Genomic DNA, 16632 nt, shown 5'->3' on the forward strand with positions numbered 1-16632 from the left:
CCGCTACGACAAACGCGCCTACGTTTTCCACGGCACCATCACCACAGCAGCCATCAGACTCTGGCTCCGCGAATGATCCGCCGGACACAACCTAGTGCCCGTGCCCGTGGCCGGGGGCCGGCTGGGCGGTGCCCGCGGCGGGCTTCTTCGGGGGGCAGCTCAGGCCGGGGTTCCAGTTGTGGAAGCGGCCGGCGGGGTTCTTCTCGTACGCCCACATGTGGAGGTCGTAGTGCTTGGGCATGCCCGGCCAGTGGCCGGGCATGGGGCCGTCGAAGGGCAGCCCGAACATGCGGGGCCGGTCGTCGGTGGTCTTGAGGTCCTGGTCCCGGTCGGTGGACATCCACTCCACCGTCTGGAGCTTGCGGCGCCCGTGGCGGTCCTTCGCGGTGCTGTAGAGGAGCGCGGTCGGCCTGGCGGGGTCGGTGGAGCCCCAGTTGGCCTGCTTGACGTAGTGGTAGCCCATGGTGCCGACGCCGAACGGGTTGGTCATGCACTCCTCACCGTGCGGGACGTAACCGTCCCTGAGGGCCGCCCGCTCGTCCACGTACTTCGCGGTCGCCGCGACCGCCGTGGCCATGTCGCGCATCGCCCGCTTGTCGCGGGGGTCGGGCGCGGGCCCTTCGACCGCCCGGGCCGGGGGGAGGGCGGCGAGGAACAGCGACGCCGCGGCGGCGGAGGCGGCGAACAGGGCCTTGGCGCTGCGCGGTACGGGCATGGGAGCTCCTGGTGGTCGGGGGTCCCGGAGGGCTTTCGTCCACCATCGCGGGGAGACGGCGGCCCCGCACGCGGCGGGCCCCCGAACGGGGGGCGGCGCGGAGCTAAGGGGTGGCGGCGGGTGCGGCGGGGCGCGGCCGGGTGGTGCCGGGCCGGCAGACGACCGACGGGTTGAAGGGCTCGAACCGCCCCGAGGGGTTCTTCTTCCACAGCCACAGGTGCAGCGAGTAGTGGACCTTCTGGCCCGCGTACCGGGCGGGCAGCGGGCCGCGGAAGGGCTGCCCGAACAGGGTGGGGCGGTCGTCGTCGGTGTCCGTGCGGCCGTCGCGGTCCACGACCATCCACTCGAGGCCGGCGAGCCGCCAGTGCCCCGCGCCGTCGCCCTCGTAGAGCAGGGCCGTGGGCTTCCCCGGGTCGGTGGAGCCGTCGTAGGCGTGGTTGAAGTGCGGGTAGCCGAGGGCCCCGCCGCCCTCGCCCGGGTTGACGACGCAGTACCGGTCGGGGACGTAGCCGTCGGCGACGGCCTTCCGGTGGTCGTGGTACTTGGCGGTGGCCCGGTAGGTCGCGGCCAGCTGGGCGTTGGGCGTCGCCGTGGGGGTGGCGGGGGCGGCGCCGAGGGTGAGGGAGGCGGTGGCCGCGAGGGCCAGGGGGGCGAGCTTTGCGGTACGAGAGGCCATGCGAGCAGCGTCACCGCGGCCCCCGGCCCCCGCCACCCGGGCGGTGCGGCCGGAGTAGGCGCACCGGTGCGGTACGCCCGACCGGCGGCGGGGCGGCGGGGCGGCGGGGCGGCGGGGCGGCGGGGGAGGCCCGCCGCCCCTTCGTGCGTCCTACCGGGCGGCGGTGATGCGGCCGGTGACCTCGCCGAGGCCGACGCGGGTGCCGTCGGCGCCGGGGGCCCACGCGGTGAGGGTGACGGTGTCGCCGTCCTCGAGGAAGGTGCGCTTGCCGTCGGCGAGCTCGACGGCGTCGCGGCCGTTCCAGGTGAGCTCCAGCAGCGAGCCCCGCTGGTCGGGCTCCGGGCCGCTGACGGTGCCGGAGCCGTACACGTCGCCGGTGCGCAGGGAGGCGCCGTTGACGGTCATGTGGGCCAGCTGCTGGGCGGCCGTCCAGTACATCGAGGCGAACGGCGGCCGGGCGACCTCCTGCCCGTTGATGGAGACGCTGATGCGCAGGTCGAAGCCACCGGGGCGGTCGACGCCGGCGTCGTCGAGGTACGGCAGGAGCGGGAAGTCCCGGGCGGGCGGGGCGACCCGGGCGGCGTCCAGGGCCTCCAGGGGGGTCACCCAGGCCGAGACGGAGGTGGCGAACGACTTGCCGAGGAAGGGGCCGAGCGGCACGTACTCCCAGGCCTGGATGTCGCGCGCGGACCAGTCGTTGAGGAGGAACAGCCCGAAGACGTGCTCCTCGAAGTCGCCGAGCGCGACCGGACGGCCCATCTCCGAGGGGGTGCCGACGACGAAGCCGACCTCGGCCTCGATGTCGAGCTTCACGGACGGCCCGAAGACCGGCGCCGGGTCGGAGGGCGCCTTGCGCTGCCCCGACGGCCGCACCACATCGGTTCCGGAGACCACGATCGTGCCCGACCGGCCGTGGTAACCGATGGGCAGGTGCTTCCAGTTGGGGGTGAGCGCGTCGCCGTCCGGGCGGAAGATCCGTCCGACGTTGGTGGCGTGGTGCTCGCTCGCGTAGAAGTCGACGTAGTCCGCGACCTCGTACGGCAGGTGCAGGGTGACCGCGTCGAGCGGCAGCAGGTGCGGTTCGACCGTCCCACGGTGCCCGGGGTCGGTGACCCACGCGGTCAGGGCGCGGCGCACGTCGCGCCAGGAGGTGCGGCCGGCGGCCAGCAGCGGGTTGAGCGAACCCTGGGCGAGCAGCCCGGCGTACGGGGACCCGAGGGCGACCGCCACCGCCCCCGCGTCGAGCACGTACCCGCCGAGGCGCACGCCGACGCGGCGGCGCTCCGGCTCCGCCGGGGTGGAGAACACGCCGTAGGGGAGGTTGTGCGGCCCGAACGGGTCGCCCTCGGGGACGTCGAGGGGGCTCTGCTGGGGCATGGGGTGCTGCCTCGCTTTCGAGGGGGGCCGGGGGTGTCCCGGGGGCTGGCTGACACGTTACGTGGCGCGTGGGGTCTGTGGGAGGCCGGATTCGGGCGCTATTTGTAGGACTTGTCCAAGGGGGTCCGTATCCTTGGCGGGGTGACTTCCGCCCTCCCCTATGCCTTGATCGCCACCGACCTGGACGGGACTCTGCTGCGCGCCGGTGACACCGTCTCCGCCCGCTCCTGCACGGCGCTCGCGACGGCGCGCGCGGCCGGCGCCCGGCACATCGTGGTCACCGGCCGCCCCGTCCCGCAGATCCGGCACGTCCTGGACGACCTCGGCTACACGGGGCTCGCGGTGTGCGGGCAGGGTGCGCAGGTGTACGACGCGGCGCGCGGGATCCTGCTGCACTCCGTCGCCATGGACCGGGGCCTGGCCGAGGTGGCCCTCGGCAAGATCGAGGCGGAGATCGGCGAGGTGTACGTGGCCGTCAACCAGGAGGGGCTGGACGCGGAGATGCTGGTGGGCCCCGGCTACCGGATGCCGCACCCGCACCTGCCGATGGTGCGGGTCCGCGGGCGGGGCGAGCTGTGGTCGTCGCCGATCAACAAGGTGCTGCTCCAGCACCCCCGGCTGGACGACGACGAACTGACGCGGGTGGCGCGGTCGGTGGTCGGTGACCTGGTCAACGTCACGATGGCGGGGGAGCACACGGTGGAACTCCAGCCGCCGGGCGTCGACAAGGCCAGCGGGCTCGCGCGGGCGGCGTCGGTGCTGGAGGCGGCGGCGGAGTCGACGATCGCCTTCGGCGACATGCCGAACGACATCCCGATGTTCGCCTGGGCCGCGCACGGGGTCGCGATGGCGAACGCCCACCGGGAGCTGGTGGCCGTCGCCGACGAGGTGACCCTGTCGAACGAGGCGGACGGCATCGCGGTGGTGCTGGAGCGGCTGTTCCGTTCGTGACGCGGCCCCTGACGCGCGCCCGAAGGGGTCCGCTCAGCCCGCGGCGCGCGGCAGGCGGCGTTCCCACGTGCGGTGGAAGACGACCTCCTCGCCCTCACGGCAGACGACCTCGTCCGACGTGAGGAAGCCGCCCTCGTCGCACGTGATCTCGGACCGGGTCTCCACCCGCGCGTCCCACCCGTCCTCCGGCCGGTGCAACCGGATCCGCCAGTCCGAGCGGGTGCGGGCGGACAGCGGGTCGGCCTGCTGGATCTCGTAGACCTCCGTCGCGGCCTCCTCGTACTCCAGCCCGTCCGGGTACACCCGCGTCCCGGCGGGCCGGGGGTCCACCTCCAGCCGCCACACCCCGCGCGCGACGTCGCGCACGACCACCCGCTCCGGGCGCGGCGCGTCCAGCGTCTCCGGGTGGACCACCCCGAGCGGCTCGGCCTGTTCCGGCGGTCCGAAGGCGATGCCCGCGTCCAGGGAGGAGGGGGCGCGGACCGGGAGTTCCAGCGTGCTGCCCGCGGGGTCCAGGGTCCAGCCCGCCTCCGAGCCGGCGCGCGGCCAGACCCACGGCCAGTACGCGGAGGACACCGCGAGGCGGATCCGGTGCCCCGGCGGGAAGGAGTGGCCGATGCCGTCGAGCCCGAAGGTGACGTCCTCGTACGCGCCCGCCCGCCACGGCGCCGCCCGGTCCGGTCCGTACCGTGCCGACAGGTTCAGCGCACCCCGCGTGACCAGCGTCGACGCCCCGTCGGGGGCGACGTCGCACAGCCGCGCCACGACCTGCCCGTACGGGACGTCCAGCCGTAGCCGCAGCGTCACCGACGGCTGCCCCAGGACCTCCACCGGCTCGCCCGCGTCGACGGGCACCGGGAACTCGAAGCAGGCCGACTTCGCGTCCTCCTCCCGCTGGTCCGGCGGCAGGTCGGCGGCGCCGCCGACGGGGCGGTGCCGCCCGGCGTCGAGCCCGGTGTGCTGCGGCGAGGCCACCGTCACCGGCGGGCCCTGGAGCCCGTACGAGACGGGCACGACCGAGGGCGACGGCCACGCCTGCTCGCCGGCCCAGCGGCCCGGCAGCCGGTCGTAGACGGTGGCCGGCGGGTGCGAGCCGCTGATCCACGCGCGCAGCAGCGGCTCGTCCATCACCCCGTTGTCGGCGCCCTTCAGCCAGTGGTCCCACCAGCGCAGGGTCTCCTGGAGGAAGCCGATGGCCGGCCCCGGCGGCAGCTCCTGGTCCGGGTACTGGTGCGACCAGGGCCCGATCAGGCCCCGCACCCGGGAGGCGGGCAGGCGGGAGACCAGCCGCAGCACGGCGTCCCGGTGGGGGTCGTGCCAGCCGCCCACGGCGAGGACCGCGGCGCCGATCGCCGCGTACTCCTCGCGGACGCCGGCGTGGCGCCAGTAGGCGTCGCGGGTCTGGTGGGAGAGCCAGGTGTGGACCGGCGGTTCCACGCCCTCCAGCCGGTCCAGCCACTGCTCCCGCCAGCCGTCGCCGGCGTGGCGCGGGTCGGGCGGGCTGGCGGCGAGGGCCAGGGCCATGGCAGACCGGGCGTGCGCGTCCACGGCCAGTACCGACCCGCCCAGGTAGGGGCCGCCGTCGTCGTACGGGTCGTCCGTCGAGCAGACGGCGACGACGGCCTTCAGCGCCTCCGGTGCCAGGGCGGCGATCCGCAGGGCGTCGCGGCCGCCCCGGGAGATGCCGTGCATGCCCACCGCTCCCGTGCACCACGGCCGCGCGGCCAGCCACTCCACCACCGCGGCACCGTCGGCGATTTCGAGCGCGTCGTGCGCCCCGCCGGGGCGGCCGCCGCTGCACCCGTGGCCGCGTACGTCCACCCGCACGGACGCGTAGCCGTGCCCGGCGTACCAGGGGTGGCGCCGGCGGTCGCGCGCCGCCGTGCAGTCGGTCAGCCGGCCCGGGAGGTACTCCAGCAGGGCGGGCACCGGTTCGTCCGTCACGGGGCGCCAGACGCGGGCGTGGAGCCCGACCCCGTCCGGCATCGGGATCCGGACATCCTCGTGGGCGGTGGCGTACGGGAAGTCGGTACGGATGATCATCGGCTTTCCCTCACCGGCCCCTCGGCGGACGCGCGGACGGGGCCGAACGGGCCGTCGTCAACCGGCCGATACGCGCCAGGGGGGTGGCGGGCGCAGTGGAGGCGCGGCACCCGCCGGCGGCCCGCGGGGCGGCCGTGGCCGGCGGGCCGGCGACGGCGCCGGTGCTTCCGGGCCCGGGCCCGCCCCTATCGGTGACAGTTCTGGACAAAACGTGTTCTCCGGTCGTTTCGGCTCCCACCGAACATACCGGGATGGATCGGACTGCGCGTGTGCGGCAACCGGACAGGCGCTCTCGGTGATCGAAAACAGACCGGATACGCTGGCTTGAGTGATGGCAGCGACACATCGACAATCCAGGTGATCGTCAGCGTGATCGTCAGCAGACAGGAGTACCCCTCGTGACCGTCGTCGGGCCGTTCGGACTGAGCGTGCGGGACCAGGCTCTTGAGACCGATGTCCAGGCCGGACTGGCCGCCGTCGAGGCGGGTCTGCTGGAGGCCACCAAGAGCGAAGTCCCCTTCATCACCGAGGCCGCGCAGCATCTGGTGCGCGCCGGGGGCAAGCGGTTCCGGCCGCTGCTGGTGATGCTGGCCTCCCGCTTCGGCGACCCCTACGCGCCCGGCATCGTGCCGTCCGCCGTGGTCGTGGAGCTCACCCACCTGGCGACGCTCTACCACGACGACGTCATGGACGAGGCGGACGTACGCCGCGGGGTGGAGAGCGCCAACGCCCGCTGGGGCAACTCCGTCGCGGTCCTGACGGGTGACTTCCTCTTCGCCCGCGCCTCGCACATCCTCGCGGACCTCGGGCCGGAGGCCGTGCGCATCCAGGCCGAGGCCTTCGAGCGGCTCGTCACGGGTCAGATCCTGGAGACGGCCGGTCCGCGCGACGGCCGCGACCCGGTCGCGCACTACCTGGACGTCATCGCCGGCAAGACCGGCTCGCTGATCGCCGTCTCCGGCCGCTTCGGCGCGCTCATGTCCGGCGCCGACGAGTCCGTCGTCGACATCCTGACCCAGTACGGCGAGCGCCTCGGCACCGCCTTCCAGCTCGCGGACGACGTCCTCGACATCGCCTCCGACTCGCACGAGTCCGGCAAGACCCCGGGCACCGACCTGCGCGAGGGCATCCCGACCCTGCCCGTGCTGCGGCTGCGCGAGACGGCCGCGCGGGACCGGCGCCCCGAGGACCTGGAGCTCGTGGCCCTGCTGGACGGTGACCTCACGGACGACGCCCGGCACGCCGAGGTCCTCTCCCGGCTGCGGGTGCACCCCGCGCTGGAGCAGGCCCGCCGCGACACCGTCCGGTACGCCGAGGACGCGCGCGCCGCGCTCGCCCCGCTGCCGGAGTGCTTCGCGAAGTCGGCGCTGGAGGAGCTGTGCGACGCGGTGGTCCACCGCGCCGGCTGACCTCCGCCCCCACCGCGGCGGAAGGGCCCCCGCACCCCGCGACCCCTACGGGTCCGGGAAGCGGGGGCCCTTCCCGTGTCATCCCACGGTCGTACACGGAGTTGATTCCGGGGACTGACGCCCCGGGACCGCCGGTTTGGTCAGATGGAGACATCGAATCCCACCGGAACGGGTGAGTGCGGCGCCACGGGGGCCGCCGCCGTAGACACAGAGGGCAGGGCACTCAGATGGCAGCGAACACGAAGACCTCGCGCAAGGCCGCCCGGTACGCCGTACCGGTCGCCGTGGCGGGTGTCGCGGCGGCGACCGCCGCGATGGTCCCGGCCTTCGCCAACGCCGGGGGTCCCGACCTGCCCAAGGTGACGGCGCAGCAGCTGATCGAGAAGGTCGCGGCCTCCGACGCGCAGCAGCTCTCCGGCACCGCGAAGATCTCCACCGACCTCGGCCTCCCCCGGTTCGCCTCCGGCCTGCTGGGCGGCGGCGGGGTCGCCGGCGGCTCGGCCGACCCCCAGGAGAAGATCGCACAGCTGGCCAACGGCACGCACACCTTCCGCGTCGCGGCCGACGGCCCCGACCGCCAGAAGCTGACCTTCCTGGACGGCAAGGACGAGTACACCCTCGTCCACAACGGCAAGGACGTCTGGGGATACGACTCCAAGTCCAACGAGGTCTTCCACGAGGAGGACGGCCAGGACGCCGGCAAGGGCGCCGGCAAGGGAGCCGGCCCGGGCCACGGCAAGACCGCCGACCGCCTCCCCGCCTCGCCGCAGGAGCTGGCCCAGGAGGTCCTGAAGGCCGCCGGCCCCACCACCGACATCAGCGTGGGCGAGACCGCGCAGGTCGCCGGGCGCGACGCCTACCAGCTGGTCCTCACGCCCAAGCAGAGCGGCTCCACCGTCGGTTCGGTGCGGATCGCGGTCGACGCCCGCAACGGCGTACCGCTGCGCGTCCAGCTGCTCTCCGGCCAGGGCGGCAAGCCGATCATGGAAGCGGGCTTCACCCAGGTGGACTTCGCCAGGCCGGCCGCGGACGCCTTCGCCTTCACCCCGCCCAACGGCGCCAAGGTGACCGAGGGCGGCGAGCACGGCAAGGGGCGGAAGGAGGACGGGCCGCTCAAGGCGCTGGAGGCCTTCCCCGGCCTCGGTGACCTGGCCGCCGGAGCCGACGGCAAGGGCGAGGTGAAGGTCCTCGGCGAGGGCTGGTCCACGGTGGCGCGGATCGACACGGGCGCCGGCCGGTCCCTCAAGGACCTGGAGAACGACAAGAACGCGCCGAAGGAGGCCAAGCAGTTCCTGAACTCCCTCGGCGACAAGGTCTCCGGGAAGTTCGGCGAGGGCCGGGTCTTCTCCACCCGCCTGGTCAACGCGCTGATCACGGACGACGGCAAGGTCTACGTCGGCGCGGTCACCAAGGACCAGCTCGTCAGGACGGCCGACTCCGCCAAGTAGCCGCAGCACCGCAGGGGTGGCCGGGGACCTGTGTCCCCGGCCACCCTTGTGCCGTTCCCCTCCTCCGTACAGCGCTGCCGCTGTACCGTGATGGACATGTCGAGACACGTCACCATCCGCCTGGACGAAGAGTTCCACGAACGCCTCAAGGCGCGCGCGGCGGCGCTGGGGACGACGGTCACCGCGCTCATCACCGAGGTCACGGAACGCGAACTCGACGAGGACCGCAAGACGTTCCTCACCGGCATAGAGGAGTTCGCCGACCACTGGGGCTACTTCCAGGAGCGGTTCGGCAATTGAAGATCACCATGGAGTGGGCCTGGACCGCGCTGGCCCACCATCTGCCGTCGGACCCCGCCGTGTGGGACCCCTCCGGGGTGGCCGCCGCCGTCGCCCGGCACCAGAACGACCTGGTCATGGTCCCGGAGCAGCCGGCCCCCGACACCGCCTGGCGGGCCGCGGCCTTCCTGCACACGCTCGCCGTCTGCCCCGCGCTGGAATCCCCGATGAACGAGTTCTACGCGGCCGCCGCGACCCGCTCGTACCTGCGGGTGGCCGGTGCGAAGCAGCTGCCGACGCCCGAGGAGCTCGGCGATCTGGTGGAGGCCGCGAAGCTGGGCCGCGCGGACGTGACCGCGGTCGCCCAGGAGCTGCGCGCCCGCATCCAGGAGCCCCTGTCCGCGTCGACGCGGCCGGCGTCGGAGGGCGCGTAGTACCTCCGGCGCCGCGGGACGCGCGGCGCCGGAGGGGGCCGTCGTACGCGACGGGCCCCGGCGTGATCGCGTCGGATCACGCCGGGGCCCGGAGGTCCGGAACCGGTCCGGGGGCGGGCGCCGTCAGAAGGTGATCTTCCAGCTGTTGATGTAGCCCACGTCCTGCGCGGCCACGTCCTTGACCTGGAGCTTCCACACGCCGTTGGCGACCTCGGCGGAGGCGTTCACCGTGTAGCTGGTGACCAGGTTGTCGGCGGAGTCCGAGCTGGAGTTCTTCAGCCGGTACGCCGTGCCGTCCGGGGCGATCAGGTCGATCACCAGGTCACCGCGGTAGGTGTGGACGATGTTCACGTCGACCTTGGTGGTGGCCGGCGCGTTGCCCGCCACGCCCGAGACCGTGATCGGCGAGGTCACCGCGGCGGCGGGGGAGTCCGGGATGGCCACGTCGGCGGTGTTCTCGAAGGACGGGCCCGGCGGGACCGGGGTGGCCGCCCCGAGGTTCCAGATCGCGTGCGCGATGGCGTCGGAGTTGCGGTCCAGGGCGGTGTCGTTGATGTTCGCCGTGGTGTCGCAGGACGAGTGGTAGCAGCGGTCGAAGGCCTGGCCGGCGGTGCCGCCCCACTTCTGGGCCTGGGCCGAGGTCTTGGTGTTGCTGGCGCCCGTGAACAGGCCGCCGACGGGTATCCCCACGTTCTTGAAGGACGCGTGGTCGGAGCGTCCGTCGCCCTCGGTCTCGATCTCGGTGGGGACGCCGAGGCCCGTGAAGTAGTTCTTGAACGTCTGCTCGATCGTCGGATCGTCGTCGTAGACGAAGTAGCCCGGGTTCGGCGAGCCGATCATGTCGAAGTTCAGGTAGCCGGAGAACTTCGCCCGCTCCGTCGCCGACAGGCTGTTCACGTAGTACTTCGAGCCGACCAGGCCCAGTTCCTCCGCGCCCCACCAGCCGAAGCGCAGGTGCTTCGTCGGCTGGAGGTTCGCGCGGGACACCGCGAGGGCGGTCTCCAGGACGGCCGCCGAGCCGGAGCCGTTGTCGTTGATGCCGGGGCCCGAGCTCACCGAGTCCAGGTGCGAGCCGGCCATGAGGACCGAGTCGGGGTCACCGCCCGGCCAGTCGGCGATCAGGTTGTAGCCGGTGGCGCCGCTGGAGGTGAAGGTCTGCACGCTGGTGGTGAAGCCCGCCGCGTCCAGCTTGGCCTTCACGTAGTCGATCGAGGCCTTGTACCCGGCCCGGCCGTGGGCGCGGTTGCCGCCGTTGTTGGTGGCGATGGTCTGGAGCTGTGTCAGGTGCGCCTTGACGTTGGCCAGCGGGATGTCGGGCGGCGTCGGCGCCACGGCGACGGCCGTGGGCGCGGCGAGCGCGGCGGGAGAGGTGGCGGCCAGCAGCCCAGCGACCGCGAGGGCGGTCGCGGCGGCAAGACGCCGGGAGACGGACAGGCTCATGTGGGGGCTCCGGGATTCCGTTGGGATGATCCGTTGGGGATGAGACGGAACGTGCGGGAATCGTGCAGGTGAGCGTTGGTGCGTCAGTGCGAGCCTGATGTTCAGTGAGAGCGTGACTATCCGTCAAGACCACAATCCGGTCAGGGCAGTTCGGAAAACGGACGATCCCCGGTACGGGTGTTCCGTACCGGGGACCGTGTGGTGTATTGGGGCGCGCGCGTCGGATGCGCGCACCCGTGCGCGGTTACGCGGGATCGTGGCGCGGAGCCGGTTCCGTCCCGGGCGTGACCGGAACCGGACCGGCGCCCCCTTCGGCCAGGGCCGTGGCCACGGCTTCCGCCGCCGCGGCGGCGGAGACTTCGGCGAGCAGGGCCCGCGAGCGCCGGGCGGTCCTCAGCGCGTCCCAGGTCAGGAGCACCAGCGCGCCCCAGACCAGGGAGAAGCCGGCCCACCGCTCCGGCGGCATCGCCTCGTGGAAGTAGAGGACGCCGAGCCCGAACTGGAACACCGGCGCCAGGTACTGGAGCAGCCCCAGCGTGGAGAGCGGCACCCGGATCGCGGCCGCCCCGAAGCAGACCAGCGGGATCGCCGTGACCAGCCCCGTCGCGGCGAGGAGCGCCGCATGTCCGAGCCCGTGCGAGGTGAAGGTGGACTGCCCCTGGATTCCCAGCCACAGCAGGTAGCCCAGGGCGGGCAGGAACTGCAGGGCCGTCTCGGCGGCCAGTGACTCCAGCCCGCCCATGTCGAGCTTCTTCTTGATCAGCCCGTAGGCGGCGAAGGAGAAGGCGAGCGTGAGCGAGATCCACGGCAGCCGGCCGTAGCCGACGGACAGCACCAGCACGGCGGCGAGGCCGATCCCCACGGCCGCCCACTGGGCCCGGCGCAGCCGCTCGCCCAGCACCAGGACGCCGATGGCGATGGTGACCAGCGGGTTGATGAAGTAGCCGAGGCTGGCCTCGACGACCTGGCCGTTGTTGACCGCCCAGATGTACAGGCCCCAGTTGACGCTGATCACGGCCGCCGCGAGGGCCGTCAGCCCGAGCTTGCGCGGCCGGCGGACGATCTCGGCGATCCACCCCCAGCGGCGCAGCGCGAGGAGCGCGATGCCGACCGCGGCCAGCGACCACACCATGCGGTGGGCGAGGATCTCGATCGCCCCGGAGGGCTTGAGGAGGGGCCAGAAGAGGGGGACGAGTCCCCACATTCCGTACGCGCCGAATCCGTAGAGCAAACCCGTGCGCTGCTCGTTCTCCGCCTTCACGGGGCCTCCAGTGCAACTTCCAGCCAATCTCACAACCTCACGACCGTAGCGCCGCGCGGCGCTGCTGTCATGCCCGTTCCAGGGAGATACTCATGACACCGCGCGCGGCACCCCTCGCGGCACCCTTCCACGGGACGGCCGGACGCGCGGCCGGACGGCCGGTGATCAGGCCAGGGCGCCGGCGATGGCCGCGGCCACCGGCGTCGTCGGCCGCCCGATCAGACGCGACAGGTCGCCGCTCGTCCCGGCCAGCCGGCCGCGGGAGATCGCCGCGTCCACGTCCACGAGGATCGCCGCGAAGGACTCGGGCACCCCGGCGCCGGTCAGCACGCTCAGGTGCGCGTCGGCCGGCACGGCGGCGTACGAGACCTCGCGCCCGGACTGCCGCGCCACCTCACCGGCGTACTCGGCCAGGCTCCAGGCGGTGTCGCCCGACAGCTCGTAGACCTGGTTCAGGTGACCCTCGCCGGTCAGCACCGCCGCCGCGGCCGCCGCGTAGTCCGCCCGCGCCGCCGAGGCGATCCGGCCCTCGCCCGCGCTGGCGACGACCGCGCCGTGCTCCAGGACGGCGGGGAGCTGGGCGGTGTAGTTCTCGTGGTACCAGCCGTTGCGCAGGAAGGTGTAGGGCAGCCCGGAGTCGAGGATCGCCTGCTCCGTGACCTGGTGCTCGGCCGCCAGCTCGAAGTCGGCCTCCGGCCCGCCGAGGATGCCGGTGTAGGCCAGCTGGGCCACCCCGGCCGCCTTCGCGGCCGCGATCACGGCGGTGTGCTGCGGGATCCTGCGCCCGACCTCGCTGCCGGAGATCAGCAGGACCCGGTCGCCGGCCCGGAAGGCCCCGGCCAGCGCGGCCGGGTCGTCGTAGTCGGCGATCCGTACGTCGATGCCGCGCGCGGCCAGGTCGGCGGCCTTCTGCGCGCTGCGCACGACCACGGCCAGCTCGCCGGCGGGGACCCGCTCCAGCAGTTCTCCGACGACGAGGCGGCCGAGGGCTCCGGTGGCTCCGGTGACGACGATGCTCATGATGCGCTCCTGGTGCGGTGGGGTTCCCCGCGTCGTTCGCGGGAACATCACCAGCCTATGGAGAGCGCTAACTATTCGTAAGTACCCACTTCGAAGTAAGGTACTGGTATGGACGTAAGTGTGAAGCCCGTGAGCGTGAAGGCCCCCATGTGCCCGTCGCGGGGGATCCTGGAACACGTGACCAGCCGCTGGGGCGTCCTCGTCCTGGCCGCCCTCGTCGAGCGCTCCTACCGGTTCAGCGAGCTCCGCCGGGAGGTGGGCGGGGTCAGCGAGAAGATGCTCGCCCAGACCCTCCAGACGCTGGAGCGGGACGGTTTCGTACTGCGCCACGCGCACCCCGTGATCCCGCCGCACGTGGACTACTCCCTGACGGACCTCGGCCGGGAGGCCGCCGAGCAGGTGTGGGCCCTGGCCCGCTGGACGGAACGCCGCACCGACGCGGTGCAGGCGGCGCGGGCCGCGTACGACGGGGCCCGGACCCCGTAGCGGGATCCGGGCTGCCGCCGGAGGTCATCCGTGCGCCGTGCGCCCGGGGGCCGTGCGCCGGGGCCCCGTGTGCCTTAGCCGACCACGGTCCAGGTGTCGGAGCCGGCGAGCAGGGCCGCCAGATCCCCCTTGCCGCGCTGGTCGACGGCCGCTTCGAGCTGGTCGGCCATGAGGGTGTCGTAGACGGGGCGTTCGACGCTGCGGAAGACGCCGATGGGCGTGTGGTGGAGGGTGTGGGGGTCGGCGAGGCGGGAGAGGGCGAAGGCGGTGGTGGGGGAGGTGGCGTGGGCGTTGTGGACCAGGATCCGCGACGCGTTCTCCGGGGTGACGGTGACGGCCTGGAGGTCGCCGGTGGCCGGATCACGGACCACGCCCTTGGCGTCGTCGGCGCCGAAGCGGATGGGCCGGCCGTGTTCGAGGCGGATCACGGCTTCGCGGGCGTGTTCCTGGTCCTTGAGGGTGTCGAAGGCGCCGTCGTTGAAGATGTTGCAGTTCTGGTAGATCTCGACGAGGGCGGTGCCGGGGTGGTCGGCGGCCTGGCGCAGGACTTCGGTGAGGTGTTTGCGGTCGGAGTCGATGGTGCGGGCGACGAAGCTGGCTTCGGCTCCGAGGGCGAGGGAGACGGGGTTGAAGGGGGCGTCGAGGGAGCCCATGGGGGTGGATTTGGTGATTTTGCCCAGTTCGGAGGTGGGGGAGTACTGGCCCTTGGTGAGTCCGTAGATCCGGTTGTTGAAGAGGAGGATCTTCAGGTTCACGTTGCGGCGCAGGGCGTGGATGAGGTGGTTGCCGCCGATGGAGAGGGCGTCGCCGTCGCCGGTGACGACCCAGACGGAGAGGTCGCGGCGGGAGGTGGCGAGGCCGGTGGCGATGGCGGGGGCGCGGCCGTGGATGGAGTGCATCCCGTAGGTGTTCATGTAGTACGGGAAGCGGGAGGAGCAGCCGATGCCGGAGACGAAGACGATGTTCTCCCTGGCGAGGCCGAGCTCGGGCATGAAGCCCTGGACGGCGGCCAGGACCGCGTAGTCACCGCAGCCCGGACACCAGCGGACCTCCTGGTCCGACTTGAAGTCCTTCATCGACTGCTTGCCCTCGGCCTTGGGGACCAGGGACAGCGGGGTGGTGGGGGCGTCGGTCACCTCAGTCATTGATGGCCTCCTCGAGGACCTTCGCGAGCTGCTCCGCCTTGAAGGGCATTCCGTTGACCTGGTTGTACGACCGGGCGTCGACCAGGTACCGCGCCCGGATCAGGGTGGCCAGCTGCCCGAGGTTCATCTCCGGTACCACCACCTTGTCGTAACGCTTCAGGACCCCTCCGAGATTTCCCGGGAAGGGGTTGAGGTGGCGCAGGTGGGCCTGGGCGACGGGGGTTCCCCCGGCGCGCAGGCGGCGGACGGCGGCGGTGATGGGGCCGTAGGTGGAGCCCCAGCCCAACACGAGGGTGCGGGCGCCGTCGGGGTCGTCGACGTCGAGGTCGGGGACCTCGATGCCGTCGGTCTTGGCCTGGCGGGTGCGGACCATGAAGTCGTGGTTGGCCGGGTCGTAGCTGATGTTGCCGGTGCCGTCCTGCTTCTCGATCCCGCCGATGCGGTGCTCCAGGCCGGGTGTGCCGGGCACCGCCCAGGGGCGGGCCAGGGTCTGCGGGTCCCGCTTGTAGGGCCAGAACACCTCGGTGCCGTCGGCGAGGGTGTGGTTGGGGCCCGTCGCGAAGCGGGTGCGCAGGTCGGGCAGGTCTTCGGGGTCCGGGATGCGCCAGGGTTCGGAGCCGTTGGCGAGGTAGCCGTCGGAGAGCAGGAAGACCGGGGTGCGGTAGGTGAGGGCGATGCGGGCGGCGTCCAGGGCGGCGTCGAAGCAGTCCGCCGGGGTGCGCGGGGCGATCACGGGGACGGGGGCCTCGCCGTTGCGGCCGTACATGGCCTGGAGGAGGTCGGCCTGCTCGGTCTTGGTGGGCAGTCCGGTCGACGGGCCGCCGCGCTGGATGTCCACGATCAGCAGCGGCAGCTCCAGCGAGACCGCCAGACCGATGGTCTCCGACTTCAGGGCGACGCCCGGGCCGGAGGTGGTGGTGACGGCGAGCGAGCCGCCGAAGGCCGCGCCGAGGGCGGCGCCGATGCCGGCGATCTCGTCCTCGGCCTGGAAGGTCCGCACGCCGAAGTTCTTGTGCCGGCTCAGCTCGTGCAGGATGTCGGAGGCCGGGGTGATCGGGTAGGAGCCCAGGAAGAGCGGCAGGTCCGCCTGCCGGGCGGCGGCGATCAGCCCGTAGGACAGGGCCAGGTTCCCCGAGATGTTGCGGTAGGTGCCGGCCGGGAAGGCGCTGGTCGCGGGGGCGACCTCGTAGGAGACGGCGAAGTCCTCGGTCGTCTCGCCGAAGTTCCAGCCCGCCCGGAACGCGACGATGTTCGCCTCGGCGATGTCGGGCTTCTTCGCGAACTTCTGCCGCAGGAAGGCCTCGGTGCCCTCGGTCGGCCGGTGGTACATCCACGACAGCAGCCCCAGCGCGAACATGTTCTTGCTGCGCTCGGCCTCCTTGCGGGAGAGCCCGAAGTCCTTCAGCGCCTCCACCGTCAGGGTGGTCAGCGGCACCGGGTGGACGTTGTAGGCGTCCAGGGAGCCATCCTCCAGCGGGGAGGTCTCGTAGCCGACCTTGGCCATCGGCCGCTTGGTGAACTCGTCCGTGTTGACGATGATCTCGGCGCCGCGCGGCACGTCCGCGATGTTCGCCTTCAGGGCCGCCGGGTTCATCGCGACCAGCACGTTCGGCGCGTCACCCGGGGTGAGGATGTCGTGGTCCGCGAAATGCAGCTGGAACGACGACACCCCCGGCAGGGTCCCGGCGGGTGCGCGGATCTCGGCGGGGAAGTTCGGCAGCGTCGAGAGGTCGTTGCCGAAGGACGCCGTCTCCGAGGTGAAACGGTCACCCGTCAGCTGCATGCCGTCACCCGAGTCACCCGCGAAACGGATGATCACCCGGTCGACACGGCGGATTTCCTTGCCGGCTCCATGGGGCACAGCCGAGGCGCGCTGTTCTCCGATGGACCCGCCGGCCCCGTCGGCCTGATCGGCCGGGCTACTGACCTGGCTGGTCACTGAACTGGA

Annotated in this window: 15 protein-coding genes; 6 read left to right on the forward strand and 9 right to left on the reverse strand. The window is 72.7% G+C overall.

Annotated features, from left to right (window positions below; translation table 11 throughout):
• Positions 1 to 91 precede the first annotated feature (91 nt).
• From ACZ514_RS31125 to fahA, 3 genes are all read right to left on the reverse strand, one after another.
• Positions 92 to 715 carry a hypothetical protein gene (locus ACZ514_RS31125; protein ID WP_468172640.1) on the reverse strand — a complete coding sequence of 208 codons (624 nt, stop codon included), beginning with the start codon at positions 713 to 715 and terminating at the stop codon, positions 92 to 94.
• A gap of 103 nt (positions 716 to 818) precedes the next feature.
• Positions 819 to 1391, reverse strand: coding sequence for a hypothetical protein (locus ACZ514_RS31130; protein WP_468699876.1), 573 nt, complete (start codon positions 1389 to 1391; stop codon positions 819 to 821).
• Between the two features lie 150 nt (positions 1392 to 1541).
• Entirely contained in the window at positions 1542 to 2768 is a 1227-nt protein-coding gene (gene fahA / locus ACZ514_RS31135; RefSeq protein ID WP_468172646.1) for a fumarylacetoacetase, read from the reverse strand.
• A 141-nt stretch (positions 2769 to 2909) separates the two neighbouring features.
• On the opposite strand from fahA, the gene ACZ514_RS31140 reads away from it, so the two are divergent.
• Complete coding sequence (locus ACZ514_RS31140; protein ID WP_468699878.1) at positions 2910 to 3719, forward strand: Cof-type HAD-IIB family hydrolase; 810 nt, start codon at positions 2910 to 2912, stop codon at positions 3717 to 3719.
• Positions 3720 to 3752: 33 nt separating this feature from the next.
• Here the strand turns inward: ACZ514_RS31140 and ACZ514_RS31145 are convergent, their stop codons facing one another.
• Entirely contained in the window at positions 3753 to 5762 is a 2010-nt protein-coding gene (locus tag ACZ514_RS31145; protein WP_469126237.1) for a CocE/NonD family hydrolase, read from the reverse strand.
• A 398-nt stretch (positions 5763 to 6160) separates the two neighbouring features.
• Between ACZ514_RS31145 and ACZ514_RS31150 the strand changes: the two genes are divergently transcribed.
• The 4 genes from ACZ514_RS31150 (at position 6161) to ACZ514_RS31165 (ending at position 9332) form a co-directional block, all read left to right on the forward strand.
• Positions 6161 to 7171, forward strand: coding sequence for a polyprenyl synthetase family protein (locus tag ACZ514_RS31150; protein WP_469126238.1), 1011 nt, complete (start codon positions 6161 to 6163; stop codon positions 7169 to 7171).
• Positions 7172 to 7398: 227 nt separating this feature from the next.
• On the forward strand, positions 7399 to 8619 hold the full coding sequence (locus ACZ514_RS31155; protein ID WP_469126239.1) for a LolA family protein: 1221 nt from the start codon (positions 7399 to 7401) through the stop codon (positions 8617 to 8619).
• A 96-nt stretch (positions 8620 to 8715) separates the two neighbouring features.
• The gene (locus tag ACZ514_RS31160; RefSeq protein WP_361608417.1) at positions 8716 to 8919 is read left to right on the forward strand and encodes a hypothetical protein; all 204 of its coding nucleotides are present in this window, start codon (positions 8716 to 8718) and stop codon (positions 8917 to 8919) included.
• Positions 8916 to 9332 carry a hypothetical protein gene (locus ACZ514_RS31165; RefSeq protein WP_468172661.1) on the forward strand — a complete coding sequence of 139 codons (417 nt, stop codon included), beginning with the start codon at positions 8916 to 8918 and terminating at the stop codon, positions 9330 to 9332. The genes ACZ514_RS31160 and ACZ514_RS31165 overlap by 4 nt, the downstream gene beginning before the upstream one ends.
• 123 nt (positions 9333 to 9455) lie before the next feature.
• On the opposite strand, the gene ACZ514_RS31170 is transcribed toward ACZ514_RS31165, so the two are convergent.
• From ACZ514_RS31170 to ACZ514_RS31180, 3 genes are all read right to left on the reverse strand, one after another.
• Positions 9456 to 10772 carry a M28 family metallopeptidase gene (locus ACZ514_RS31170; RefSeq protein WP_468172664.1) on the reverse strand — a complete coding sequence of 439 codons (1317 nt, stop codon included), beginning with the start codon at positions 10770 to 10772 and terminating at the stop codon, positions 9456 to 9458.
• Positions 10773 to 11016: 244 nt separating this feature from the next.
• Positions 11017 to 12033: an EamA family transporter RarD gene (gene rarD, locus ACZ514_RS31175; protein WP_468172667.1), complete on the reverse strand. Its 1017-nt coding sequence runs from the start codon at positions 12031 to 12033 to the stop codon at positions 11017 to 11019.
• 165 nt (positions 12034 to 12198) lie between these two features.
• Positions 12199 to 13053: an NAD(P)H-binding protein gene (locus tag ACZ514_RS31180; RefSeq protein ID WP_468172670.1), complete on the reverse strand. Its 855-nt coding sequence runs from the start codon at positions 13051 to 13053 to the stop codon at positions 12199 to 12201.
• A 108-nt stretch (positions 13054 to 13161) separates the two neighbouring features.
• Between ACZ514_RS31180 and ACZ514_RS31185 the strand changes: the two genes are divergently transcribed.
• Positions 13162 to 13539 carry a winged helix-turn-helix transcriptional regulator gene (locus ACZ514_RS31185; RefSeq protein WP_468172673.1) on the forward strand — a complete coding sequence of 126 codons (378 nt, stop codon included), beginning with the start codon at positions 13162 to 13164 and terminating at the stop codon, positions 13537 to 13539.
• 74 nt (positions 13540 to 13613) lie between these two features.
• On the opposite strand, the gene ACZ514_RS31190 is transcribed toward ACZ514_RS31185, so the two are convergent.
• Entirely contained in the window at positions 13614 to 14684 is a 1071-nt protein-coding gene (locus ACZ514_RS31190) for a 2-oxoacid:ferredoxin oxidoreductase subunit beta (RefSeq protein WP_469126240.1), read from the reverse strand.
• Entirely contained in the window at positions 14677 to 16623 is a 1947-nt protein-coding gene (locus ACZ514_RS31195) for a 2-oxoacid:acceptor oxidoreductase subunit alpha (RefSeq protein ID WP_469126241.1), read from the reverse strand. The genes ACZ514_RS31190 and ACZ514_RS31195 overlap by 8 nt, the downstream gene beginning before the upstream one ends.
• Positions 16624 to 16632 lie beyond the last annotated feature (9 nt).

Source organism: Streptomyces sp. NPDC034086 (assembly GCF_055575515.1).